Below are 23,088 nucleotides of genomic sequence, written 5' to 3' on the forward strand. Positions count from 1 at the left end.
TTCCGTGCGCCAACCACCCACGAGGAGGCCCGCATTGCCCGCGGTGGAACTCCGACTGGCCCAGGGCACGCCCTGCTGGGTCAGCCTGCTGACCGACGACCTGGCCGGCGCCCGCGCCTTCTACGGCGTACTGCTCGGCTGGACGTACACCCCAGGACCCGGCCAGCTCGGCGACTACGTCCGGGCCGAACTCGACGGGGCGCCGGTCGCCGGCCTCGGCCTCTCCACCGCCACCGGCTTCCCGGTGCAGTGGACCACCTACTTCGCCGTGGACGACGCCGACCGCACCACCCAGCTGGTCCGCGAATGCGGAGGCACCGTCGCCGTCGGGCCGCTGCAGGCCGAGCGCGCCGGCCGGATGGCCATCGCCTCCGACGTGTCCGGCGCCGTCTTCGGCCTCTGGCAGGGCGAGGAGCACCTCGGCCGGGAAGCCGGCACCGAGCACGGCGGACCGACCTGGGCCGAACTGCTCACCCCCGACACCGAGGGCGCCGCCGTCTTCTACGCCACCGTGCTCGACCGACCGGTCCGGCCCGGTGCGGACGAGAGCGCGCTGCTCGTACACGGCCGGGCGGTCGCCGGCATCCGGCACCGCGCCGACCTGCGCGGCCACCCGCCGCGCTGGCGCACCCACTTCGCCGTCCGGGACGCCGACCTGACCGCCCGTCACGCCGTGGAGCTCGGCGGCCGGATCCTGGTCGAGCCGCACGACACCACCCGCGGCCGCGCCGCCCGGCTGGCCGACCCGCAGGGCGGGCACTTCTCGGTGCTGCAGACCTTCGGTTAGGCCTGCTCTCGGTCAGGTCTGCAGCCTTGGTCAGGCCTGCAGAGGCCCGGCCAGGACTGCAGCCTCGCTCAGGCCTGCGGCGCCGGTCAGGCCTGCTGCTCCTCGAAGGGCAGCACGTCCGGGGAGAGCACCGAAGCGCGGGCCGTCGCGGCGGTCAGCCGGCGGCGGTGGTGGCGGCGGCACAGCACCTCGTAGCCGACCTCGTCGTCGCGCACCGAGATGTCGCCGATCACCACCTGGGCGCCCTCGACCACCATCACCCCGCCGACCGTACGGGCGTTGTGGGTCGCCCGCGCCCCGCACCAGCACAGCGCCTCGACCTGCAGCACCTCCACCCGGTCGGCCAGTTCGATCAGCCGCTGCGAGCCCGGGAACAGCCGGGTGCGGAAGTCGGTGGTGATGCCGAAGGTGTAGACGTCGATGTCCAGCTCGTCCACCACCCGGGCCAGCTGGTCGACCTGCCCGGCGGAGAAGAACTGCGCCTCGTCACAGATCAGGTAGTCCACCCGGCCACCCGCCGAGAGCCGGTGCACCACGTGCGTGTGGAAGTCGAAGTCGTCGGTCACCTCGACCGCCTCGGCCTGCAGGCCCAGCCGGCTGGAGATCGTCGCGGTGCCCGCCCGGTCGTTGCGGGTGAGGATGACGCCCTGCCGGCCGCGCGCGGCGTGGTTGTGGTCCATCTGCAGCGCCAGCGTCGACTTGCCGCAGTCCATCGTGCCCGAGAAGAACACCAGTTCAGCCATGGGTGGAGCAGGGGCCTTTCAGATCAGGGGAGTTCGGGCACGGATGAGTCAAGGGAGCGGCTCAGCCGCGGACTTCGAGCAGCGGCACGAACTGCTCGACCGGGGTCATCGAGCCGTGCAGGCCGATCATCGCGGATTCGCCGGGCTCGTTGCGGGAGGCGACGATCGCGATGTCGTCGCGCGCCGCGGCGACCACGTCGCCGATCCGGCCGTACACCCGCTCGTCCACGGCCGGGCCGAACCAGCCCGCCGCGACCGCCTGGTCCCGGGTGGCGACCCACATCCGGTCGCCCAGCACCTCGCTCCAGACCGTGTGCACGTCGGCCGCGGCCCCCGGCACCGCGTACACGTGCCGGGCCCGGCCCTCACCGCCGAGCAGGGCCACGCCAGCGCCCAGCTCCCAGTCCTCGTCGAAGTCGATCCGGTCCTCCGGCGCGATGTCGATCATGCCGTGGTCGGCCGTCACGTACATCGCCGAACGCGGCGGCAGCTGCTCGGCCAGCCGGCGGGCCAGCCGGTCCACCGCGTCCAGCGTCATCCGCCACTCGTCGGAGTCCACCCCGAAACGGTGGCCCGCGCCGTCCAGCTCGCTGACGTATGTGTACACCAGCGCCCGGTCGTGCTCGGCCAGCCAGGAGGCCGCCAGGTCCATCCGCTCCTCGCCGGTGGTGCGGCCGAGGAAGGTGCCGCCGGACAGCGCCACCCGGGTCAGCGGGGTCTGCGCGAACAGCGGGGACGAGACCTGCGCGGTCGCCACCCCGGCCTGGTGCGTCCGCTCGAAGACCGTCGGGTACGGCTGCCAGGCGTGCGGCTCGGTCGGCGGCTGCCAGCGCAGCTGGTTCATCAGGTAGCCGGCGCCCGGCACCGCCACCGTGTACCCGGCCAGGCCGTGCAGGCCCGGCGGCGTCCCGGTGCCGACCGAGGCCAGCGAGGTCGCCGTGGTGGACGGGAAGCCCGCGGTCAGCGGACGGCCGCTGCCGCCCAGCGAGCTCCCGGCCAGCGAGGACAGGAACGGCGCGTACTCGGGGTGGCGAAGCAGCAGCTCCCAACCCAGGCCGTCCACCAGGAACACCACCACCCGGTCCGCCGGGGCGATGGGCAGCGTCGCGGTGAACCCGGGAACGCCGAGCCCCGCCGCCACCGAGGGCAGCAGGTCGCACAGCGAACCGCTGCCGTACGGGGGCGCGGGGGCCGCGGCCGGGTCAAGGATCTCGAAGGCGTCGTAGCCGTCGGCAGGAACGAAGGACATGGAACCGGATTCGTAGCGTTCGGTGGCGGCGATCAGACCCGCGGGCCGTTGTCGATCGTCGCGTCGGACAGTGCCCGGGCGAACACCAGCGCCTGGGCCACCGTCTCCGGGCCGTCACCGGCCTCACTCACCCGCAGCGAGAGATCGTCGGCGGTCGCCGAGCCCGTGTAGCCGTGGTCCGCCTCGCAGTTCGGGTCCGAGCAGCCGGCCGGCTCCAGGTCCAGGCGCTGCACCGCGCCCCAGCCGATCGTCAGCACGACCTCGCGCGGAAGCGTCCCCGGCGTGTACGTCTCCGGGTTCGCCACCATCCGGCTCACCACGACCGAGCCGATCCGGTCCAGCCGGACGCTCTCCGTCGAGGTCGTCGCGAACGGCACCGAGGGGCTGCCCTCGGCCCCGGACTGCTCGTCGGTGTGGCTCACCACGAACCGGGTCGGGGTCAGCACCAGCACCGTCACGTGCCGGCGGACCTCGTTGGCGTCGAAGGTCGTCTCCTGGTGCACCAGGTAGGAGCCGATCGGCTCCGGGCCCACCGCGGACTCGACCGCCTCGGACACCAGGGCTGGGTAGTAGCCGCTGCGCTCGATCGCCGAGCGCAGGTCCTGAGTGGTGGTGGTACCGGTCTTCGCCATATCTCCATCCTGGCATGGTCCGCCGACGAAGCGGGCGGCACGGCGCCGAGCTTCGGACAACAGCGCCCGGGCAGGGCGCAACCAAGGAAGGTTACAGCGTGCTCATCGCGCGCGGGCCCAGATCGCTGCGGACCGGCAGGGGCGCGACCCGCACCCGCGCCCCCAGGATCGCCAGCCCGTGCGGGGCCACGACCACGGGTTCGAGATCCACCGAGGCGATCTCCGGGACGTCGTCCACCAGCTGCGACACCCTGAGCAGCAATTCCTCCAGGGCCGCGGTGTCCACCGCCTCCGCGCCGCGCCAGCCGAACAGCAGCGGCGCGGCCCGCACCTCCCGGATCAGCCCGGCGACGTCCTGGTCGGTGGCCGGAACCAGTCGGTGCGCCGTGTCGCCCAGCAGTTCGGCCGGTGCGCCTGCCAGGCCGAAGGACAGGATCGCCCCGACCGCCGGGTCCACCGTGGCGCCGATCACGGTGTCCACACCGCGCGGCGCCATCCGCTGCACCACCAGCTCGGCCTGCGCGGCGCCGCCGAGCAGCGCGTCCAACTCGCGGTGGGCGCGGCGCAGGCCCGGCTCGTCGGTCAGGTCCAGCCGGACGCTGCCCAGGTCGGGGCGGTGGCGCAGGTGCGGGGCGGTCGCCTTCAGAGCCACCGGGTAGCCGAGCGAGGCCGCCGCCGCGACGGCCGTCTCCTCGTCCGGGGCCGGCCGCGTCGACGAGACGTCGATGCCGTAGCGGACCAGCAGGTCGCGGGCCTCGGCGTCGGACAGGGTGATCCGGGCGCCGCCGGGCTGGGTGCGCGCGGCGATCGCGGTTCGGGTACTCAGCGCCGCCGCCACCAGGTTGCGGGCGCCGGGCTCATCGATCCGGTCCAGCTCGGGGACGCGCGCGGTCTCCTCCGCCTCGGCCGTCCGGCGGCGCCACTGCGCGTAGTGGACGGCGTTGGCGAGGGCGTGCACGGCCCGCTCGGGCGCCGCGTACGCGGGGATGCCGCCGGGGCGCAGCCGGACCGGCAGGTCGGTCAGTGCCAGGTGGGCGAGCACCAGCGGCTTGCCCAACTCCTGGGCACGCTGACCGGCTTCGAGCAGGGCGGCGGCGATCTCCGGGTCGTCGGAACCCATCGCGGGGTCGTCCTCGCCGGTCAGCCGGCCGCCCATGAAGGCGTGCGCCGAGGTGCCGATCGGCGGGATGGCGACGGCGATCACCGCGTCCACGGCGGGGTCGGCGAGGGCGACGTCGAGCGCGATCCGGAAGTTCTCGCCGGTCGCGGCGGTGGTCAGGTCGACGGGGGTCCGCGGGCGCAGGCCCGCGCCCAGCAGGGCGTCGTAGGTGAGCAGGCCGAGCGAGTCCGAGTTGCCGACCACCGCGACCCGGTCCCCCGGCGGCAGCGGCTGCAGGGCCAGCAGCTCGCCGGTGTCGTACAGCTCGGTGATGGTCGCGACCCTGATGACGCCCGCCTGTTCGAACAGCGCGTCGACGGTCGCGTCGCGCAGGCCGGTGGCGGTGGCCGGGACGGCGTGGCCGGGCGGCAGGCTGCCGGTGTGCCGGGCGCCCTTGACCACCACGATCGGCTTGGCGGCGGCCAGGCGGCGGGCGATCCGGGTGAACTTGCGCGGGTTGCCGAAGGACTCCAGGTACAGCAGGACGACCCGGGTGGCCTCGTCCTCGGCCCAGTACTGCAGGAAGTCGTTGCCGGAGACGTCGGCGCGGTTGCCCACCGAGGCGAAGGAGGAGACGCCGAGGCCGCGCTTGTGGGCGGCCTCCAGCAGGGCCACGCCGATCGCGCCGGACTGGCAGAAGATCCCGAAGCCGCCGCGGCCGGGCAGGCGCGGCGCGAGCGAGGCGTTCAGCGGGTTCGCCGGGTCGGTGTTGATCAGGCCGAAGGCGTTCGGGCCGATCACCCGCATCCCTGCCGCGCGGGCCTGGCGGACCAGGGCGCGCTGCCGGTCCCGGCCCTCCGGACCGGTCTCCGCGTAGCCGGCGGTGACCACCACCAGGCCCTGCACGCCGTGGGCACCGCACTCGGCGACGGCGGCCGGGACGGCGCCCTCGGGGACGGCGATCACCGCGAGGTCCACCGGCCCGGGGATGTCCAGAACCGAACGGTGCACCGGGATGCCGTCCAGCTCGGTGCCGGGCGGGGCGTTGCGGTTCACCGCGTAGACCGGGCACTCGGTCGGGGCGCCGCCCAGCAGGTCGCGCAGGATCGCCCGCCCGACCGTCTGCGGGGTGCGGGAGACCCCGATCACCGCGACCGAGCGCGGGGTGAGCAGCCGCTGCACCGAGCGCGCCTCGGCGCGGTGCTCGCGGGCACGCATCACGGCGAGCGAGCGGTCGGTCTGTTCGAGGCTGAACTCCAGGTGCACCACGCCGTCGGCGAAGCTGCGGCGCTGGGTGTAGCCGGCGTCGGTGAAGACCTTCACCATCTTCCGGTTCTCCGGCAGCACCTCGGCCTGGAAGCGGCGGATGCCGCGCTCCTGCGCGACGGCCGCGATGTGCTCCAGCAGTGCCGAGGCCACGCCGCGGCCCTGGTGGGCGTCCTGCACGAGGAAGGCCACCTCGGCGTCGGTCCCGGTGGCGGACGGGCGGCCCTCGGCGTCGATCCGGTCGTACCGGACGGTGGCGATGAAGTCGTCCCGGATGACGACCGCGAGGCCGACCCGGTTCACGAAGTCGTGGTGGGTGAAGCGGCGGACGTCCTTGGCGGAGAGCCGGGGATAAGGAGCGAAGAAACGGAAGTACTTGGACTGGTCCGAGACCTGCTCGTAGAACTCCACGAGGCGCCCTGCGTCGGCGGGCGTGATCGGCCGGATCCGGGCCGTGCCACCGTCGCGCAGCAGGATGTCGGCTTCCCAGTGCTGCGGATAGTCCGGTTGCTGCTCGGGGTTCGGCACCGCGGAGTCGTCCACATTCGTCAGGTTATCCGGCGGCGGGCCGGATGGCGCCGGGTGCGTGCTCACGGCAGGGCGGACAGGACCAGTGGCCGGGGTTTATGCCCCGAAAAGAAACAATCACAAGTCCTGAACGCAGCGGCCCGCAGGGGTTGCCTGCGTGCGACACTGGTCTAGACAACACGGCCGCTTCCCCCGCTCCCCGAGCACGGCCGTGACCAGCTTCACCGGAAAGGCACGTCTCATGGCCGAGCGCCGCGTCACCATCGGTTGGGCCGAGGGCCTGCACGCCCGTCCCGCCTCCGTCTTCGTCCGGGCCGTGACGGCCACCGGCGTGCCGATCACCATCGCCAAGCCCGGCGGCAACCCGGTCAACGCCGCCTCCATGCTCGGCCTCCTCGCCCTGGGCGCCCAGGGCGGCGACGAGGTCATCCTGGCCTCCGACGCAGCCGACGCCGACGACGCGCTCGACCGCCTCGCCAAGCTCGTCCAGGAGGGCCTCGACGAGCTCCCCGCCGCGGCCTGAGGCCTCGCAACCGCCCGATCGGGGTGTCGCCGGACTTCCGGCGGCACCCCGATCTGCTGTGGTCGGCCCTTCGCCCGTCGAGGTCAGCCCTTGACGCAGACGACCTGCTTGAGGTGCGCGACCACCTCGACGAGGTCCTTCTGCTGCTCGATGACCTTCTCGATGTTCTTGTAGGCGCCCGGGATCTCGTCCACCACGCCGCTGTCCTTGCGGCACTCCACGCCCGCGGTCTGCTCGGCCAGGTCCCGCGTGGTGAACCGCTTCTTCGCGGCGTTACGGCTCATCTTGCGGCCGGCGCCGTGCGAGGCGGAGTTGAACGACGCCTTGTTGCCCAGGCCGCGGACGATGTAGGAGCCCGTCCCCATCGACCCCGGGATGATCCCGAAGTCACCGGAGCCGGCCCGGATCGCGCCCTTGCGGGTCACGAGCAGGTCGACGCCGTCGTACCGCTCCTCCGCCACGTAGTTGTGGTGGCAGCTGATGACCTCGTCGAAGGTGACCTTCGCCTTCGCGAACTCGCGCCGGACGACGTCCTGGAAGAGCGCCATCATCACCGCTCGGTTGTTCTTGGCGTACTCCTGCGCCCAGAACAGGTCCTGGCGGTAGGCGGCCATCTCCGAGGTCTTCGCGAGGAAGACCGCGAGGTCGTGGTCGACCAGGCCCTGGTTGTGCGGCAGCGAGCGGGCGACGCCCATGTGGTGCTCCGCCAGCTCCTTGCCGATGTTTCGGGATCCGGAGTGCAGCATCAGCCAGACCACACCGGTCGTATCAACACATACTTCTATGAAGTGATTTCCCCCGCCGAGCGTGGCCATCTGCTGCATCGCCCGCTCGCGGCGCCACTTGACGTCCTCCGCGATGTCGTCGAAGCGCTGCCAGAAGTCGTCCCAGCCCGCCGCCCGGAAGCCGTCCAGCTTCGCCGGGTCGACCGGGTCGGTGTGCAGGCCGCGGCCGACCGGGATGGTCTGCTCGATCTTGCTGCGCAGGCCGGACAGGTCGTCCGGGAGGTCCTTGGCGGTGAGCGAGGTCTTCACCGCGCTCATCCCGCAGCCGATGTCGACGCCGACCGCCGCCGGGCAGACCGCGCCCTTCATGGCGATGACGGAGCCGACCGTCGCGCCCTTGCCCAGGTGGACGTCGGGCATCACGGCGAGGCCGTGCAGCCACGGCAGGGAGCTGATGTTGCGCAGCTGCTGCAGGGCCTGGCTCTCGACCGTCGCCGGATCGGTCCACATCCGGATCGGGACCCGGACGCCGGGTACCTCGGTGTACGTCATCGCTGAACGACCTCCATGGGTCGGGTGGTTCACGAGAAATGGGGTGCCGCGCGAAAGGATCCCGGCGGGGCTCGGGGAAGTTCAGGGGTGGGGCTCAGGCGCCCGGGGCGGCACAGAGGGAATGCGGCCTTGGGGAGCGTCGTCGTATGGCTCGCTCGACCCGCATGGTGACCGCCTCCCTTCGTTCGTCAGAGTTCGTACGTGTGTGCCGGGGATATCTATCCACGGACCGGACGGGGCCCGCAAGGGATTTAAAAACGCGTTCGGCCCGGTGGAGCGGGTGCTCCACCGGGCCGGACGGAACCGCAGCGGTCGTCAGCTGACGACGGTGACCTCGCCGATGCCGAGCGCCCGCACGTCGTCGGCGATCGTGGCGGCGTCGCCGACCAGGACGGTGACCAGCCGGTCCGGCGGGAAGGCCGCGACGACCGCCTCGGTGGCGGCGGCGGTGGGCAGTTCGGCGAGCTGCCGGTAGACCTCGGCCTGGTAGTCGTCCGCCAGGTACTGCTCGACCTGGTCGGCCAGGGTGCCGGCCACCGAGCCCGCGGTCTCGTACTTCAACGGGGCGACGCCGACCAGGAACTGCACGGCCTCGTCGCGCTCGGCGTCGGTGAGGCCCTCGGCGGCGAGGGTGCGCAGGATGGTCCAGGTGTCGGCGAGCGCCGGGGCGGTGGAGGCGGTGTCCACCGAGCCGCTGATGGCGAGCAGCGAGCGCCCGCTGCCGTCGGCGGCGGAGCGCAGCGGCTGGGCGAAGGAGCGGACGCCGTAGGTGTAGCCCTTCTCCTCGCGCAGGACGCGGTCGAGGCGGGAGGTGAGGGTGCCGCCCAGGCAGTAGGTGCCGAGGGTCTGGGCGGCCCAGACCGGGTCATGCCGGTCGGGGCCGATCCGGCCGATGAGCAGCTGGGTCTGGACGGAGCCGGGGCGGTCCACGATGACGACACGGCCGTGGTCGTCGCCGGCGACCGGGGCGTGGACGGAGGCCTCGGCGGCCGAGCCGGTCCAGGTGCCGAGGGTGCTCTCCAGGAGGGCGGGCAGGTCGACGCCGGTGAGGTCGCCGACCACGACGAGGGTGCTGGTCGCCGGGCGGACGTGGGCCTCGTAGAAGGCCTTGACGGCGGCGCGGTCGATCGACTTGACGGTGTCGGCGGTGCCGGCGCGGGGCCGGGAGAGCCGGTCGGCGGCGTCGAAGAGCTCGGCGTAGAGGGCCTTGGCCGCGCGCCGGGCGGGACTGGCCTGCTCGTGGACGATCTCGTCCAGGCGGTTGGCGACCAGGCGCTCGATCTCGGCCTCGGGCAGCGCGGGGGCGCGCAGGGCGTCGGCGAGCAGGGAGAGGCCGCGCTGGAGCCGGGAGGCGGGCACCTCCAGGGAGACCCGGATGCACGGGTGGTCGGCGTGCGCGTCCAGGGTGGCGCCGGCCCGCTCGAGTTCGCCGGCGAACTCCTCGGCGCTGAGGGTGTCGGTGCCTTCGCTGAGGGCGCGGGCGAGGATGGCGGCGATGCCGTCGAGGCCCTCGGGTTCGGCGGCGAGCGGGGCGTCGAGGAGGACCTCGACGGCGACCAGCTGCTGGCCGGGCCGGTGGCAGTGCAGGACGGTGATGCCGTTGCCGAGGGCGGTCCGCTCGGGGGCGGGGAAGGCCCACGGGCTGGGGGTGCCGGGCTGGGGCTGGGGGTGGAAGGTCATGGCGGGGACGTAGTCGGTGCTCATACGGCGGCACCCTCCTCTTCGGAAGCGGCGTCGGAGTCGGCGGCGGAGTCGGCGGCGGCGGAAGCGGCGTCGGTCTCGGCGGCGGTCGGCTCGTAGACGAGGACGGCCCGGTTGTCGGGGTGGATCCGGGCCTTGGCGACGGCCTGGACCTCCTCGGCGGTGACGTCGAGGACCTTGGGGAGGGCGTCGTTGAGCAGCTTGGGGTCGCCGAACAGGACGGCGAAGCGGCAGAGTTCGTCGGCGCGGCCGGCGACGGTGGTCAGCCGGTCCAGCCACTCGCGCTCGATCTGGGCCTGGGCGCGCTCGAGTTCCTCGGCCGTGGGGCCCTCGGCGGCGAAGCGGGCGAGTTCCTCGTCGACGGCGGCGTCGATCTGCGCGATGGTGGCGTCGCCGGAGGTCTTGACGTCGAGCCAGCCGAGGCTGGGGGCGCCGGCCAGGCGCAGCAGGCCGAACCCGGCGGCGACGGCGGTGCGGTCGCGGCGGACGAGCCGGTTGTAGAGGCGGCTGGACTCGCCGCTGCCGAGGATGGTGAGGGCCAGGTCGGCGGCGTCGGCCTCGCGGGTGCCGTCGTGCGGGAGGCGGTAGGCGGCTGTCAGGGCGCGGGAGGGGACGTCCTCGTGGATCTCCTCGCGGATCTCGCGGCCGATGGTGTCCGGGAGTTCGCCGGAGCGCGGGGGCTGCTTGCCGTCGTGGGCGGGGATGGAGCCGAAGTACTTCTCGACCCAGGCGATGGTCTGCTCGGGGTCGATGTCGCCGACGACGGACAGGACGGCGTTGTTGGGCGCGTAGTAGGTGCGGAAGAACGTCCGGGCGTCCTCCAGCGTGGCCGCGTCGAGGTCCGCCATGGAGCCGATGGGCGTGTGGTGGTACGGGTGGCCGTCGGGGAACGAGAGGGCGGTGAGCTTCTCGAAGGCGGTGCCGTACGGGACGTTGTCGTAGCGCTGGCGGCGCTCGTTCTTGACGACGTCGCGCTGGTTCTCCATGGAGGTCTCGTCGAGCGCGGCGAGCAGCGAGCCCATGCGGTCGGCCTCCAGCCAGAGGGCGAGCTCCAGCTGGTGGGCGGGCATGGTCTCGAAGTAGTTGGTGCGCTCGAAGCTGGTGGTGCCGTTGAGCGAGCCGCCGGCGCCCTGGACCAGTTCGAAGTGGCCGTTGTTGGAGACGTTGGCGGAGCCCTGGAACATCAGGTGCTCGAAGAGATGGGCGAGGCCGGTGCGGCCCTTGACCTCGTGGCGGGAGCCCACGTCGTACCAGAGGCAGACGGCGGCGACCGGGGTGAGGTGGTCCTCGGAGAGGACGACGCGCAGCCCGTTGGCCAGGCGGTGCTCGGTGATGGCGATGCCTCGGCTGGAGGCGGGGGCCGGGTTGGCCATGCGCTCGGGTCCTTCCCGTCGTCGATGTCGGGGTTCGTGTGGCGTCCCCCATTGTGGTGCAACGTGCGGGAGCCGTGTTTGTGTCCGCGCGGACGGGGTCGTTCGCCAGGGGCGGAAGAGGGCCGCTGACCGGGAGTGTCGGCGCGAGGGTCCACAATGGGGGCGCCGTGCCCTGTCGACCACACCTGGTTGACGGGTTCGGCGTCAGGACGGCACCGGCCGACCGACGACCGACCTAGACACAGCCAGCGACACGTAAGGGAGCCCCGCCGCGATGGCCCGCCGCAGTTCGCAGACCCCGCCGCCCGGAGACTTCGAGGAGCGGATCCTCGACGTCGATGTCGTGGACGAGATGCAGGGCTCCTTCCTGGAGTACGCCTACTCGGTGATCTACTCGCGTGCGCTGCCCGACGCGCGGGACGGTCTGAAGCCGGTGCACCGCCGGATCCTGTACCAGGCCAACGAGATGGGCCTGCGCCCGGAGCGCGGGCACGTGAAGTGCGCGCGCCTGGTGGGCGAGGTGATGGGCCGGCTGCACCCGCACGGTGACGCGTCGATCTACGACTCCGTGGTGCGCATGGCCCAGCCGTTCTCGATGCGGCTGCCGCTGATCGACGGGCACGGCAACTTCGGTTCGCTGGGCAACGACGACCCGCCGGCCGCGATGCGTTACACCGAGTCGCGGCTGACCGCGGCGTCGATGGCGATGGTGGAGTCGATCCACGAGGACACCGTCGACTTCGGCCCGAACTACGACGGCAGCGAGCGGGAGCCGCTGGCGCTGCCGGCCGCGTTCCCGAACCTGCTGGTGAACGGTGCGACGGGCATCGCGGTGGGCATGGCGACGAACATGCCGCCGCACAACCTGTCCGAGGTGGTGGCGGCGGCCCGGCACCTGATCAAGCACCCGAACGCCGACCTGGACACGCTGATGCGGTTCGTCCCCGGTCCGGACCTGCCGACCGGCGGGCGGATCGTGGGCCTGTCGGGGATCCGGGACGCCTACGAGTCCGGCCGCGGCACCTTCAAGATCCGGGCGACGACGACGGTGGAGGCGGTGACGGCCCGCCGCAAGGGCATCGTGGTCACCGAGCTGCCGTACAACGTCGGCCCGGAGAAGGTCATCGCGAAGATCAAGGACCTGGTCAACGCGAAGAAGCTGCAGGGCATCGCGGACGTCAAGGACCTGACCGACCGCGAGCACGGGCTGCGGCTGGTGATCGAGGTCAAGAACGGCTTCGTGCCGGAGGCGCTGCTCGAGCAGCTCTACAAGCTGACGCCGATGGAGGAGACCTTCGGCATCAACAACGTGGCGCTGGTGGACGGGCAGCCGCTGACGCTGGGTCTGAAGGAGCTGCTGGAGGTCTACGTCGACCACCGCTTCACCGTGGTGCGCCGGCGCAGTGACTTCCGCCGCCGCAAGCGCGAGGAGCGGCTGCACCTGGTCGAGGGCCTGCTGGTGGCCCTGCTCGACATCGACGAGGTCATCGCGATCATCCGGTCGAGTGACAACGCGCAGCAGGCGAAGGAGCGCCTGATGGAGCGCTTCTCGCTGTCGGACACGCAGACGGCGTACATCCTGGACACCCCGCTGCGCCGGCTCACCCGGTTCGACCGGGTGGAGCTGGAGCAGGAGAAGGCGAAGCTGACCGCGGAGATCGCGGAGCTGACCGAGATCCTGGATTCGGACACCCGGCTGCGCAGCGTGGTGTCGTCCGAACTGGGCGCGGTGGCGAAGCAGTTCGGCACGGAGCGGCGGACGGTCCTGCTGGAGGCGGGGGCGGCGCCGTCGGCGGCGCTGGCGGTGCCGTTGGAGGTCGCGGACGACCCGTGCCGGGTGCTGCTGTCCTCGACCGGGCTGCTGGCGCGGACGGCGGACGGCGAGCCGTTCGAGTTGTCGGAGAAGCGGGCGAAGCACGACGTGATCGTGTCGGCGGTGCACGCGACGGCGCGTGCCGACGTGGGCGTGGTGACGTCCGCGGGCCGGGTGCTGCGGCTGCCGGTGATCGACCTGCCCGCGCTGCCGCCGACGCCGTCGCCGACGCTGGCGGGCGGGGCCGCGGTGGGCGAGTTCCTGCGGCTGGAGGCCGGGGAGCGGGTGCTGGCGCTGACCACGTTGGACGAGTCCTCGCCGGGGCTGGCGCTGGGCACCCTGCAGGGTGTGGTGAAGCGGGTGGTGCCCGAGTGGCCGGCGAACAAGGACGAGTTCGAGGTGATCGCCCTCAAGGAGGGTGACGAGCTGGTCGGCGCGATCGAACTGCGCACCGGTGAGGAGGACTTGGTCTTCATCACCTCGGACGCGCAGTTGCTGCGCTACCCGGCGGGCCAGGTCCGCCCGCAGGGCCGTCCGGCCGGCGGCATGGCGGGCGTCAAGCTGTCCGACGGGGCGCGGGTGCTGTCCTTCACGGCGGTGGACCCGGCCACCGACGCCGTGGTGGTCTCGGTCGCCACGACCTCCGGCACGCTGTCCGACGGCGAGCAGACGACCTGGAAGGTCACCGCGTTCGAGCAGTATCCGCGCAAGGGCCGCGCCACCGGCGGCGTCCGCTGCCAGCGCTTCCTGCGCGGCGAGGACGCCCTGGCCTTCGCCTGGGCCGGCGCCGCCCCGGCCCGCGCCGCCACCGCCAAGGGCGCCCCGGTCGACCTGCCCGACCGCGACCCCCGCCGCGACGGCTCCGGCATCCCGGTCACCACGCCCATCGCGGTGGTCGCCGGCCCGGCGTAGCGGCGCACGGGGGGAGGGATGCCGCGCGGGGTGTCCCTCCCTCCGCCGTTTCCGGGGCTCGACGGCCGCGGCAGACGGTGAGGGTAGCCTTGCCCGGGTGAGCACCTGTGCGACGTTGTCGCGTGAACTTTCGGAGCCGCTGGCCGCGACGGCGGCGGTGGCGAGCACCTGGCTGCTGGTGGAGCAGAACGGGCCGTGGGGTGCCAAGGCCCTGCGCGAGAGCCATCTGGACGCGGCGCTCGGTCAGGCGCTGGAGGAGGCCGCGGCGGGGACGGGCGTGCGGGTGGCGCTGATCCGGCGGCCGGGGCGGCACGCGGACTGCCTGCCGACGGCGCGGCACGAGGTGGTCGTGGCGCACACGGTGCCGGGCCGCGGCTGGGTGCGCCGGGCGGGGGTGACGGACCCGGCGGAGCTGCTGGGGCTGGACTTCGCGGCGCTCGGCGCGGGTGACCACACGGGCTTCGGGGCGGAGCACGTCGGCGGCCCGGTGGCGCTGGTGTGCACCAACGGGCGGCGGGACCGCTGCTGCGCGCTGCTGGGCCGTCCACTCGCGGCGGAGCTGGCGGCGGCCGGGCACAGCGAGGTGTGGGAGGTGACCCACCTGGGCGGGCACCGTTTCTCCCCGACGATGCTGGTGCTGCCGTACGGCTACGCGTACGGACGGCTGACGGCGGAGAGCGCCAAGGAGGTGCTGGCGGCGACGGCGTCCGGGCACATGGTGCCGGCGTGGTCGCGCGGCTGCTCGGGCTGGGAGCGCCCGGGCCAGGCGGCCGAGCACGCGGTGCGGCTGGCGACCGGCGAGACCGGCGTGGACGCGCTGACGCTCAGCCAGCGGCCGGACGGCGCGGGCCGCTGGCTGGTGACGGTGCTGCACCAGGACGGCCGGGCCTGGGAGGTGGACGTGATCGAGTCGGCGAGCGAGCCGCCGCGTCCGGAGAGCTGCGGCAAGGCGGCGGGGACGCCGTCCCGCATGGACGTGCTGTCCGTACGGGGGATCTGACGAGGAGCCTGACCAGGAGTCCGAAAATCGGCCCGACCCGGAGTCCGAAAAGTGGCCCGACAAGGGGTCTGACCAGGGTTCCGGCAAGGGGTCCGAGCGAACGAACAGCGGCCCCGCGCCCGTGGGGGTGAGCGCGGGACCGCGGCAGCAGGGGCTCAGCCGGTGGCCTTGCCGACGAACTCGGTGGTGTACGTCTTGGACAGGTCGATCGACCCCTCCTTGCCCTTGACGTCCGGGTGGAACGCCGCGAGCACCGAGAGCACGGTCTTCGGACCGTCGGCCGGCATCACGCCGTCCGTGGTGAACATCGGCAGCGTCGCCTTGATCGCCGCCGCGTACTGGTCGGCGCCGCCCTGCCCGTAGTCGGCGGGCATCTTCGCGGCGATCTCCTCGGGGGTGTGGGTGGACATCCACTTGAGGGTCTTCACGAAGGCGTTGGCGAGCTTCTGGGTGGTGTCCTTGTTCTTCTCCACCCAGTCGATGTTCATGTACAGCGAGGACGACGGGTACAGCCCGCCGAGCGCCTGGCGCGAGCCCTCGGGGGTGCGCATGTCGTAGAGGACCTTGCCGAGGCCCTTGTCCAGGATGGTGGCGACGGTCGGGTCCGTGGTCATCCCGGCGTCGATGCTGCCCTGTTGGAGCGCGGCGATGAAGGTCTGGCCGGCGCCGACCGCGATCGGGCTGAACTCGCTGACGGCGGTGCCGTTCTTGACCGCGAGGTACTTGGTGAGGAAGTCGGTCGAGGAGCCGAGGCTGGTGACGCCGAGCTTCCTGCCCTTGAAGTCGGCGCCGGACCTGACGGCGTCGGCCTGCTTGGTGGAGACCACCTCGACCTCGCCGGGCGCCTGGGCGAACTGCACCACGGACTCGACGTTCTTGCCCTTGGCCTGTAGGTCGATGGTGTGGTCGTAGAAGCCGACGGCGCCCTGGACGTCCCCGGCGAGCAGGGCGGTGGTGGCGTTGACGCCGGCGGGCTCGGTCATCAGCTCGACGTTGACGCCGGCCTCGGCGAAGTAGCCGAGCCGCTGGGTGAGCATCGCGGGCAGGTAGATGACCTTGTCCAGGCCGCCGACCATGATCTTGACCTTGGGCCCGTCGACCTGCTGCCCGGCCGGGGCGGCGACCGCTCCGTGGCCGGCGGTGGCGGCGTCGTTGGCGCAGGCGGAGAGCGGGAGGAGCAGGACGGCGGCGAGGGCGGCGGCAGCGGCTCTGCCGGTCGGGTTGGGGCGCATGGGTGGGGGGTGCCTCTCTCTTCTTGCCGGCGGGGGGTGTCAGCGGCCGTCGCCCGCGTCGGCGGGCTTCCAGCGGAACAGCTTCTTCTCGGCGAAGGTCAGCAGCCCCTCGGTGAGCAGCGCGACGACGGCGAGGATGGTCATGGCGGCGTACACGCCGGCCGCGTTGAAGGTGCCCTGGGCGGCCGCGACGAGCAGGCCGAGGCCCTTGGTGGCGCCGATGTACTCGCCGACGATGGCGCCGATCAGCGCGAAGCCGAAGCTGACGTGCAGGCTGGTGAAGATCCAGGTGGTGGCGGCGGGGATGACCACCTGGAGGGTGACCTTGCGGTTGTCGGCGCCGAGGATGCGGGCGTTGGCGACGAGGTTGCGGTCCACCTCGCGGGCGCCCTGGAAGGCGTTGAAGAACACCGGGAAGAACACCAGCACCACGGCGGAGGCGACCTTGGAGGCCGGGCCGAGGCCGAACCAGATCAGGAAGATCGGCGCGAGCACGATGCGCGGGATGGCGTTGAGCACCTTGATGTACGGCCCGAACACGTCGGCCAGGAAGCGGATCCGGCCGAGCGCGATGCCCAGCAGCACACCACCGATGACGCCGATCACCCAGCCGGTGAGGGCCTCGTAGAGGGTGTAGCCGATCTGCTCGCCGAGCGAGCCCTGCGCGGTGCCGTGGGTGATCCACTGCCAGATCTGGTCCCAGATCTTCGACGGCTGCGAGAAGTTGAACGGGTCGATGACGTCCGTACGGGCGCAGACCTCCCAGAGCCCGAGGAAGGCGACCAGGACCGCCCCCCGGGCGCCGTAGACACCCAACTTCCGGTTGCGGGCGGCCCGTTCGCGGGCCTCGGTTCTCGTCGTGACGGCCGGGGACTTCCCGGCGACGGCGGACGCGGTCTCAAGCGGCACGACCCGCTCCTCTCTCCCGGGTGATGCGCACCTCTTCGCCGAGCGAGGCCCAGATCTCGCGGTACAGCTCGACGAACCTCGGTTCCAGCCGGACGGCCTCCACGCTGCGCGGTCGTGGCAGGTCGACGGTGAAGATCTCCTTGACGGTGGCCGGTCCGGCGGTCATGACGACGACCCGGTCGGCGAGCGCGATGGCCTCGTCCAGGTCGTGGGTGACGAAGACGACCGACGCCGCGCCCCTGGAGGAACTCGTGCCGGCCCACAGCTCCAGCAACTGGTCCGACATCAGGGCGCGGGTCTGCACGTCCAGCGCCGAGAACGGCTCGTCCATCAGCAGGATCGCCGGGTCGTTGACGAAGGTCTGGGCGAGCGCGACGCGCTTGCGCATGCCGCCGGACAGCTGGTGCGGGTAGCGGTCCTCGAAGGCGGCGAGGCCGACCCGGCCCAGCCAGTCCCGGGCCCGCTCCTTGGCCTCGGCGGCGGGCACGCCGCGGAAACGCGGGCCGGCCATGACATTGGACAGGACGGTGCGCCAGGGGAAGACGGCGTCCTGCTGGAAGACGAACCCGACCTTCGGGTCGATCCCGCTGACGGGCTCGCCGTACACCCGGACCTCGCCCTCGGTGGGCTCCTCCAGGCCGCTGACCAGGGTCAACGTGGTCGACTTGCCGCAGCCGGTGGGCCCGACAACGGCGACGAACTCGCCTTGGGCGACGGTGAGATCGAGATCGCGGACGGCGGTGTGCAGGGCCCCGGAGGGGGTGCGGAACCGTTTGGTCGCGCCGGTCAGCTCGATCGCCGGGGTTGTGCTCATTCGATCCTCCCGGGTCAGTGCTTGCCCCGGAAAGGTAGGAGCGGCCCCGGCCCCGGCGGGAGCCTTCTCCGCGTACTGCGACTTCTCCGCATAGAGGGGTGTTCTGCTCGTTTTGCTTCCGCTACAACTGCGGGGACGCGGCTGACAGAAACACGCCGGAAACGTAGGGTGTCCCGACCCCCGTGTCCCGCCCCTCCCGAGGACGCTCCCCACCCCGCAGAACCACCCCGAGAACCACCCCCGCAGACCCGCCCCTGCGCCCCCACCCCCGCAGAACCGCCCGAAGCTGCCGAGAGGAGGCCCGGATGAAGCTCCCCCACTGGCCCCGCCGGGTCTTCGCCCAGCTGCTGCTGAGCCAGACCGTCGTCACCGTCGGTGTCACCACCGTGACCGCCGGGCTGTTCCTGGCCCCGGTCAGCAGCGAGCTGGACCACGACGCGATGCAGCGGGCGCTGTCGATCGCCCAGGCCACCGCCACCGACGAGACGATCGCCCGGGCCGCCGACACCCGCGACGTGGTCACCGCGCAGCGCAACGCCGAACAGATCCGCCTGGCCACCGGCGCCAGCTTCGTGGTGGTCACCGACCTGGACGGGATCCGGCTCTCGCACACCGACCCCGGCCGGATCGGCCACCGGGTCAGCACCGACCCGGAGCCGGCGCTGGGCGGCCGCAGCATCACCGCGATCCAGCAGGGCACCCTGGGCCGCACCGCGCGCGGCAAGGTGCCACTGCGGATGACGGACGGCCGGATCGTCGGCGAGGTGTCGGTGGGCATCAGCGACGACTCGATCCGGCGCCGGCTGCTGAAGATGCTCACCGGGATCCTGCTGTGCGCGGGCGCCGGCCTGGCCGCCGGTACGGTCGCCACGCTCGCCCTGGCCCGCCGGCTCAAGCGCCGCACCCACAACATCGCGCTGGCCGACATCTCCGCGCTGCTGGTGGAGCGGGAGGCGATGCTGCACGGCATCCGCGAGGGCATGGTGGCGCTGGACGAGCGCGGCCGGATCCGGCTGGCCAACGACGAGGCGGTCCGACTGCTCGGCCTGCCCGAGGACTGCACCGGCCGCCCGATCGCCGAGGTGCTGCCGCCGGGCCGGCTGGCCGACGTGCTGACCGGGCGGATCACCGGCGCCGATCTGCCGGCCGTCCGGGACGACCGGGTGCTGGTGGTCAACCGGATGGCGACCCCCGAGCGGGGCGCGGTGGTCACACTGCGCGACCGCACCGAGCTGGAGTCGCTGGTCCGCGAACTGGACACCACCCGCAGCCTGACCGAGGCGCTGCGCGCCCAGGACCACGAGCACGCCAACCGGATGCACACCCTGCTGGGCCTACTGGAACTGGGCCGCCACGAGCAGGCGGTGGCGTTCATCTCGGAGCAGTCCGGCTCGCACGCCGTGGTCGCCGCCCGGATCGCCGAGCAGGTGCAGGATCCGCACGTCGCGGCGCTGCTGGCGGGCAAGACGGCGGTGGCGCAGGAGCGCGGGGTCCGGCTGGTGCTGGCCCCGGCGGCGCACCTGCCGGACGCGGTGGTGGACGCCCGGGCGCTGGTGACGGTGCTCGGCAATCTGATCGACAACGCGGTGGACGCGTTGACGCCGGGTGGGGGCGGCCGGGCGGAGGTGAGCCTGGCGGCGGCCGGCTCGACCCTTCTGCTGCAGGTCGCGGACAGCGGCCCGGGCGTGCCGGAGGAGCTGCGCGAGCAGGTCTTCGAGGAGGGGTGGACCAGCAAGGACGCACCCGCGCACCGTCCGCGCGGGCTGGGACTGGCGATGGTGCGGCGGCTGGTCGAACGGACCGGCGGCCGGATCGTGCTCGACGCCGGGCCGATGGGCGGCGCCCGGTTCACGGTCGAGCTGCCCGAGGCCCTGCTCACCGATCGGCTCGTGGAGGCCTGATGATCGACGTACTCGTGGTGGACGACGACTTCCGGGTCGCCGACGTGCACGCCGCGTACGTGGCCAAGGTGCCGGGCTTCCGGGTCACCGGCACCGCGCACTCGGCCGGGGAGGCGCTGGCCTCGCTGGAACGCCGCCCCGTGGACCTGCTGCTGCTCGACCACCACCTGCCCGACGAGACCGGCCTGGCCCTGGTGCGCCGGCTGCGGGAACGCCAGGTGGCCTGCGACGTGATGATGGTGACCGCCGCCCGGGACGTGTCGACGGTGCATGCCGCGATGCAGCACGGCGCGCTGCAGTACCTGGTCAAGCCGTTCACCTTCGCCGGGCTGCGGGACAAGCTGGCGGCGTACGCGCAGCTGCGGCACGCGCTGGCCGCACCGGCCCGGGAGGCCGGCCAGGACGAGGTGGACCGGCTGTTCGCGACCCTGCGCAGCGCCGCCGCCCCGGCCGGGACCCTGCCCAAGGGTCACTCGGCGCCGACCACCGACCTGGTGATGGGCGTGCTGCGCCGGGCGGGCCGGCCGCTGTCCGCCCAGGAGGTCGCCGACGCCACCGGGCTGAGCCGCTCCACGGCGCAGCGCTACCTCAAGCAGCTGGAACGGGACAGTCGGCTACGGCTGACCCTGCGGTACGGCGACACCGGCCGCCCGGAGCACCGCTACGGGCTAGCGGCTCGGGCGTAGCCCCGGTCCTGGCCGGGTGGCAGCAGTCCCGGCCGGGCCGGGTGGCAGCAGTCCCGGCTTGGTGGCACCGGGCCCGGCGCCGCAGGGCCCCGGATATGGGGGAACCCCGGCGGCCCCAGGCCCGGGGTTCCCCGGGCGCGACGGCTCAGGCCGCGCCCGCACCGGTGAGGGCACGCACCTCCAGCTCGGCGAAGCGGTCCGCGTCGGCCGGCTCGGGCGAGGTGACCGTACCGATCCAGCCCGCCAGGAAGCCGAGCGGGATGGAGACGATGCCGGGGTTCTCCAGCGGGAACCAGTGGAAGTCGACGCCGGGGAACAGCGCCACCTTGGTGCCGGAGACCACCGGTGAGAAGAACACCAGCACGATCGCCGGGACCAGACCGCCGTACACCGACCAGACCGCGCCGCGGACGGTGAACCGCGACCAGAACAGGCTGTACAGCAGCACGGGCAGGTTGGAGGAGGCGGCGACGGCGAAGGCCAGGCCGACCAGGAAGGCGACGTTCAGCTGCTGCGCGTAGAGGCTGAGCACGATCGCCGCCGCGCCGATCCCGACGGCCGCGATCCGGGCGACGACGATCTCCTGCCGCTCGCCGGCCCCGGGCCCGGGCTCCTCCGCAGCCCGGGAGGCCGCGACGCCCTCCGACGACCGGGACGCCGGGACGGCCTCGGCCCGACGGCGGCGCCCCCGGTCGCGAAGTGCCCGGGGGCGCCGCCGGGGCCGGTTGCGCCAGGCCCCGGCCCAGATGTCGTGGGCGAAGGCCGCCGAGGAGGCCAGGGTCAGTCCGGCGACCACGGCGAGGATGGTGGCGAAGGCGATCGCCGAGATCAGCGCGAACAGCACCACCCCGCCGGTGCTGCCGTTGCCGCCGCCGAGCACCAGGGCGAGCAGCGGCACGGCGGTGTTCCCGGCCGAGTTGGCGTGCCGCACCTCGGCCGAGCCGACCAGCGCGGTGGCGCCGAGGCCGAGCACGATCGCCATCAGGTAGAAGCCGCCGACCAGGCCGATCGCCCACATCGTGGAGCGGCGGGCGGCGCGCGCGGTGGGCACGGTGTAGAAGCGGGACAGGATGTGCGGCAGGCCGGCGGTGCCGAGCACCAGGGCGAGGCCGAGGCTGAAGAAGTCCAGCCGGCTGGTGAAGGTGCGGCCGTACTTGAGCCCGGGTTCCAGGTAGCGGTGTCCGGCGCCGCTGTGCTGCGCGGCCTGGCGCATCAGTTCGCCGAGGTCGCCGTGGAAGCGGACCACCAGCAGCACCGTGAGCAGCACCGAGCCGGCGGTGAGCAGGAAGGCCTTGATGATCTGGATCCAGGTGGTGGCCCGCATCCCGCCGATCGTCACGTAGACGATCATCAGGGCGCCGACCCCGATGATGGTCCAGGTCCGGGCCTGCGGGCTGTCGGTGCCGAGCAGCAGGGCGACCAGCGAGCCGGCGCCGACCATCTGGGCGACCAGGTAGAGCAGGGTGACGACGACGCTGGCGCCGCCGGCCGCGGCGCGCACCTTGCGGCGGCGCAGCCGCAGCGCGAGCACGTCGGCCAGGGTGTACCGGCCGGCGTTGCGGACGAGTTCGGCGACCAGCATCAGCACCACCAGCCAGGCGACCAGGAAGCCGATGCTGTACAGCACGCCGTCGTAGCCGTACAGGGCGATCAGCCCGGCGACGCCGAGGAAGGAGGCGGCGGAGAGGTAGTCGCCGGAGAGGGCGAAGCCGTTCTGCAGCGGGGTGAAGTCGCGGCCGCCTGCGTAGAAGTCCTCGGCGGCGTTGCCCTGGCGGCCGACCCAGAGGGTGATGCCGAGGGTGACCAGGACGACGACGGCGAACAGCACGATCGCGAGCGAGTGGTGGTCGCCGGTGGGGGCGACGGGGGGCGGGGTGGCGGTCGTCAGCACGGTCGTCACCGCGTTCCTCACCGGGCCGGTCATCAGTGTGGTCATCACGCTCGTCATCGCAGTTGGTCCTGGGTGTCCCAGCGCAGGCCCAGGGCGGCGCGGTCGCGCTTGGTCCGGGCGTTGCGGGCGTAGAGCCAGGTGAGCAGGAAGGTGGAGGCGAACTGCAGCAGGCCGAGCAGCCAGGCCACGTTGAACGGCCCGGCCACCTGGGTGCGCATCAGGTCGGGGGCGGCCGCCTGGGCGGCGACGTACAGCAGGTACCAGCCGAGGAAGCCACCGGTGACCGGGAAGACGAACGACCGGTAGCTGCGGCGGATGTCCTGGAAGGCCGCGCTGGCCTGGACCGCCCGGTAGACCTTGGTGCTGTCGGCGGCCTCCGGAGCGGCGTCGACGACCGGGGCGTCCGGGCGGATCGGCGGGACGGCGGCCCGGTCGGCCGGCGCGGCGGCGGGCTCGGCCGCGACCGGTGCCGACCGCTCCGCACGGGCGGGAGCCGTACGGGCGGGCGCGGGCTGCGTCGGCACGGCCGATCGGCGGTGCGGTGCCGACGGCTCGAACGGCTCGGACGTGGCTCCGGACGGGACGTCGGCCGGGCTGCCGGACGGGGTGGCGGACAGGGTGGCGGCAGCCGGAGCGGCCCACCAGTCGAATCGCTGTCCCTGCCCGGGACTGCTCGTCTGCTGCTGTGGCACTGCTGCTCCTGGGCCCGGCCGGACGTTCTGACCCGAACCATGATGGGGGCCGCCGGACAG

Annotated in this window: 18 protein-coding genes; 6 read left to right on the top strand and 12 right to left on the bottom strand. The window is 72.9% G+C overall.

Annotated features, from left to right (window positions below; translation table 11 throughout):
• Positions 1 to 43: 43 nt before the first annotated feature.
• Entirely contained in the window at positions 44 to 787 is a 744-nt protein-coding gene (locus tag ACZ52R_RS28760) for a VOC family protein (RefSeq protein WP_465623239.1), read from the top strand.
• An 86-nt stretch (positions 788 to 873) separates the two neighbouring features.
• On the opposite strand, the gene ACZ52R_RS28765 is transcribed toward ACZ52R_RS28760, so the two are convergent.
• The 4 genes from ACZ52R_RS28765 to ACZ52R_RS28780 form a co-directional block, all read right to left on the bottom strand.
• Positions 874 to 1,530: a thymidine kinase gene (locus ACZ52R_RS28765; RefSeq protein WP_360506051.1), complete on the bottom strand. Its 657-nt coding sequence runs from the start codon at positions 1,528 to 1,530 to the stop codon at positions 874 to 876.
• Positions 1,531 to 1,591: 61 nt separating this feature from the next.
• Positions 1,592 to 2,779: an alkaline phosphatase family protein gene (locus ACZ52R_RS28770; protein ID WP_465623130.1), complete on the bottom strand. Its 1,188-nt coding sequence runs from the start codon at positions 2,777 to 2,779 to the stop codon at positions 1,592 to 1,594.
• 32 nt (positions 2,780 to 2,811) lie between these two features.
• Positions 2,812 to 3,411: a DUF5998 family protein gene (locus ACZ52R_RS28775; protein ID WP_360506045.1), complete on the bottom strand. Its 600-nt coding sequence runs from the start codon at positions 3,409 to 3,411 to the stop codon at positions 2,812 to 2,814.
• Positions 3,412 to 3,502: 91 nt separating this feature from the next.
• A complete protein-coding gene (locus tag ACZ52R_RS28780) occupies positions 3,503 to 6,304 on the bottom strand; it encodes a bifunctional acetate--CoA ligase family protein/GNAT family N-acetyltransferase (RefSeq protein WP_465664886.1) in 2,802 nt (933 codons plus the stop codon).
• Between the two features lie 241 nt (positions 6,305 to 6,545).
• Here ACZ52R_RS28780 and ACZ52R_RS28785 point away from each other — a divergent pair, with 241 nt between their 5' ends.
• A complete protein-coding gene (locus tag ACZ52R_RS28785; RefSeq protein WP_360506040.1) occupies positions 6,546 to 6,827 on the top strand; it encodes an HPr family phosphocarrier protein in 282 nt (93 codons plus the stop codon).
• Positions 6,828 to 6,910: 83 nt separating this feature from the next.
• Here ACZ52R_RS28785 and ACZ52R_RS28790 read toward each other — a convergent pair whose 3' ends face one another.
• The 3 genes from ACZ52R_RS28790 to ACZ52R_RS28800 form a co-directional block, all read right to left on the bottom strand.
• The gene (locus tag ACZ52R_RS28790; RefSeq protein ID WP_465623133.1) at positions 6,911 to 8,104 is read right to left on the bottom strand and encodes an RtcB family protein; all 1,194 of its coding nucleotides are present in this window, start codon (positions 8,102 to 8,104) and stop codon (positions 6,911 to 6,913) included.
• Between the two features lie 315 nt (positions 8,105 to 8,419).
• Positions 8,420 to 9,784, bottom strand: a complete 1,365-nt coding sequence (locus tag ACZ52R_RS28795; protein WP_360506092.1) for a M16 family metallopeptidase — start codon at positions 9,782 to 9,784, stop codon at positions 8,420 to 8,422.
• A gap of 20 nt (positions 9,785 to 9,804) precedes the next feature.
• Positions 9,805 to 11,178 (bottom strand): M16 family metallopeptidase, encoded by a 1,374-nt coding sequence (locus tag ACZ52R_RS28800; RefSeq protein ID WP_465664864.1) that lies wholly within the window; start codon positions 11,176 to 11,178, stop codon positions 9,805 to 9,807.
• Positions 11,179 to 11,452: 274 nt separating this feature from the next.
• On the opposite strand from ACZ52R_RS28800, the gene ACZ52R_RS28805 reads away from it, so the two are divergent.
• On the top strand, positions 11,453 to 13,903 hold the full coding sequence (locus tag ACZ52R_RS28805; RefSeq protein WP_360506031.1) for a DNA gyrase/topoisomerase IV subunit A: 2,451 nt from the start codon (positions 11,453 to 11,455) through the stop codon (positions 13,901 to 13,903).
• Between the two features lie 97 nt (positions 13,904 to 14,000).
• Positions 14,001 to 14,903, top strand: coding sequence for a sucrase ferredoxin (locus ACZ52R_RS28810; protein WP_465664866.1), 903 nt, complete (start codon positions 14,001 to 14,003; stop codon positions 14,901 to 14,903).
• 155 nt (positions 14,904 to 15,058) lie between these two features.
• Here the strand turns inward: ACZ52R_RS28810 and ACZ52R_RS28815 are convergent, their stop codons facing one another.
• From ACZ52R_RS28815 to ACZ52R_RS28825, 3 genes are read right to left on the bottom strand one after another with little or no spacing between them, the layout of a single operon-like run.
• Positions 15,059 to 16,135: an ABC transporter substrate-binding protein gene (locus ACZ52R_RS28815; RefSeq protein WP_360506025.1), complete on the bottom strand. Its 1,077-nt coding sequence runs from the start codon at positions 16,133 to 16,135 to the stop codon at positions 15,059 to 15,061.
• A gap of 39 nt (positions 16,136 to 16,174) precedes the next feature.
• Positions 16,175 to 17,044: an ABC transporter permease gene (locus ACZ52R_RS28820; protein WP_465623140.1), complete on the bottom strand. Its 870-nt coding sequence runs from the start codon at positions 17,042 to 17,044 to the stop codon at positions 16,175 to 16,177.
• Entirely contained in the window at positions 17,034 to 17,858 is an 825-nt protein-coding gene (locus ACZ52R_RS28825) for an ABC transporter ATP-binding protein (protein WP_360506020.1), read from the bottom strand. Before ACZ52R_RS28825 ends, ACZ52R_RS28820 begins: the two co-directional genes overlap by 11 nt.
• 305 nt (positions 17,859 to 18,163) lie before the next feature.
• Here ACZ52R_RS28825 and ACZ52R_RS28830 point away from each other — a divergent pair, with 305 nt between their 5' ends.
• Both ACZ52R_RS28830 and ACZ52R_RS28835 read left to right on the top strand, forming a co-directional pair.
• Entirely contained in the window at positions 18,164 to 19,759 is a 1,596-nt protein-coding gene (locus ACZ52R_RS28830; protein WP_465623142.1) for an ATP-binding protein, read from the top strand.
• Positions 19,759 to 20,445: a response regulator gene (locus ACZ52R_RS28835; protein WP_360506014.1), complete on the top strand. Its 687-nt coding sequence runs from the start codon at positions 19,759 to 19,761 to the stop codon at positions 20,443 to 20,445. The genes ACZ52R_RS28830 and ACZ52R_RS28835 overlap by 1 nt, the downstream gene beginning before the upstream one ends.
• A gap of 145 nt (positions 20,446 to 20,590) precedes the next feature.
• On the opposite strand, the gene ACZ52R_RS28840 is transcribed toward ACZ52R_RS28835, so the two are convergent.
• A complete protein-coding gene (locus ACZ52R_RS28840; RefSeq protein WP_465623144.1) occupies positions 20,591 to 22,393 on the bottom strand; it encodes a solute symporter family protein in 1,803 nt (600 codons plus the stop codon).
• On the bottom strand, positions 22,390 to 23,028 hold the full coding sequence (locus ACZ52R_RS28845; protein WP_465623145.1) for a DUF485 domain-containing protein: 639 nt from the start codon (positions 23,026 to 23,028) through the stop codon (positions 22,390 to 22,392). The genes ACZ52R_RS28840 and ACZ52R_RS28845 overlap by 4 nt, the downstream gene beginning before the upstream one ends.
• Positions 23,029 to 23,088 lie beyond the last annotated feature (60 nt).

This window comes from Kitasatospora sp. NPDC034023 (assembly GCF_055575795.1).

Coding starts and splice junctions, on each gene's coding strand:
- ACZ52R_RS28765 (WP_360506051.1), bottom strand. CDS start 1,530: ATGGCTGAACTGGTGTTCTTCTCGGGCACGATGGACTGCGGCAAGTCG.
- ACZ52R_RS28770 (WP_465623130.1), bottom strand. CDS start 2,779: ATGTCCTTCGTTCCTGCCGACGGCTACGACGCCTTCGAGATCCTTGAC.
- ACZ52R_RS28775 (WP_360506045.1), bottom strand. CDS start 3,411: ATGGCGAAGACCGGTACCACCACCACTCAGGACCTGCGCTCGGCGATC.
- ACZ52R_RS28785 (WP_360506040.1), top strand. CDS start 6,546: ATGGCCGAGCGCCGCGTCACCATCGGTTGGGCCGAGGGCCTGCACGCC.
- ACZ52R_RS28790 (WP_465623133.1), bottom strand. CDS start 8,104: ATGACGTACACCGAGGTACCCGGCGTCCGGGTCCCGATCCGGATGTGG.
- ACZ52R_RS28795 (WP_360506092.1), bottom strand. CDS start 9,784: ATGACCTTCCACCCCCAGCCCCAGCCCGGCACCCCCAGCCCGTGGGCC.
- ACZ52R_RS28800 (WP_465664864.1), bottom strand. CDS start 11,178: ATGGCCAACCCGGCCCCCGCCTCCAGCCGAGGCATCGCCATCACCGAG.
- ACZ52R_RS28805 (WP_360506031.1), top strand. CDS start 11,453: ATGGCCCGCCGCAGTTCGCAGACCCCGCCGCCCGGAGACTTCGAGGAG.
- ACZ52R_RS28815 (WP_360506025.1), bottom strand. CDS start 16,135: ATGCGCCCCAACCCGACCGGCAGAGCCGCTGCCGCCGCCCTCGCCGCC.
- ACZ52R_RS28825 (WP_360506020.1), bottom strand. CDS start 17,858: ATGAGCACAACCCCGGCGATCGAGCTGACCGGCGCGACCAAACGGTTC.
- ACZ52R_RS28830 (WP_465623142.1), top strand. CDS start 18,164: ATGAAGCTCCCCCACTGGCCCCGCCGGGTCTTCGCCCAGCTGCTGCTG.
- ACZ52R_RS28835 (WP_360506014.1), top strand. CDS start 19,759: ATGATCGACGTACTCGTGGTGGACGACGACTTCCGGGTCGCCGACGTG.
- ACZ52R_RS28840 (WP_465623144.1), bottom strand. CDS start 22,393: ATGACGAGCGTGATGACCACACTGATGACCGGCCCGGTGAGGAACGCG.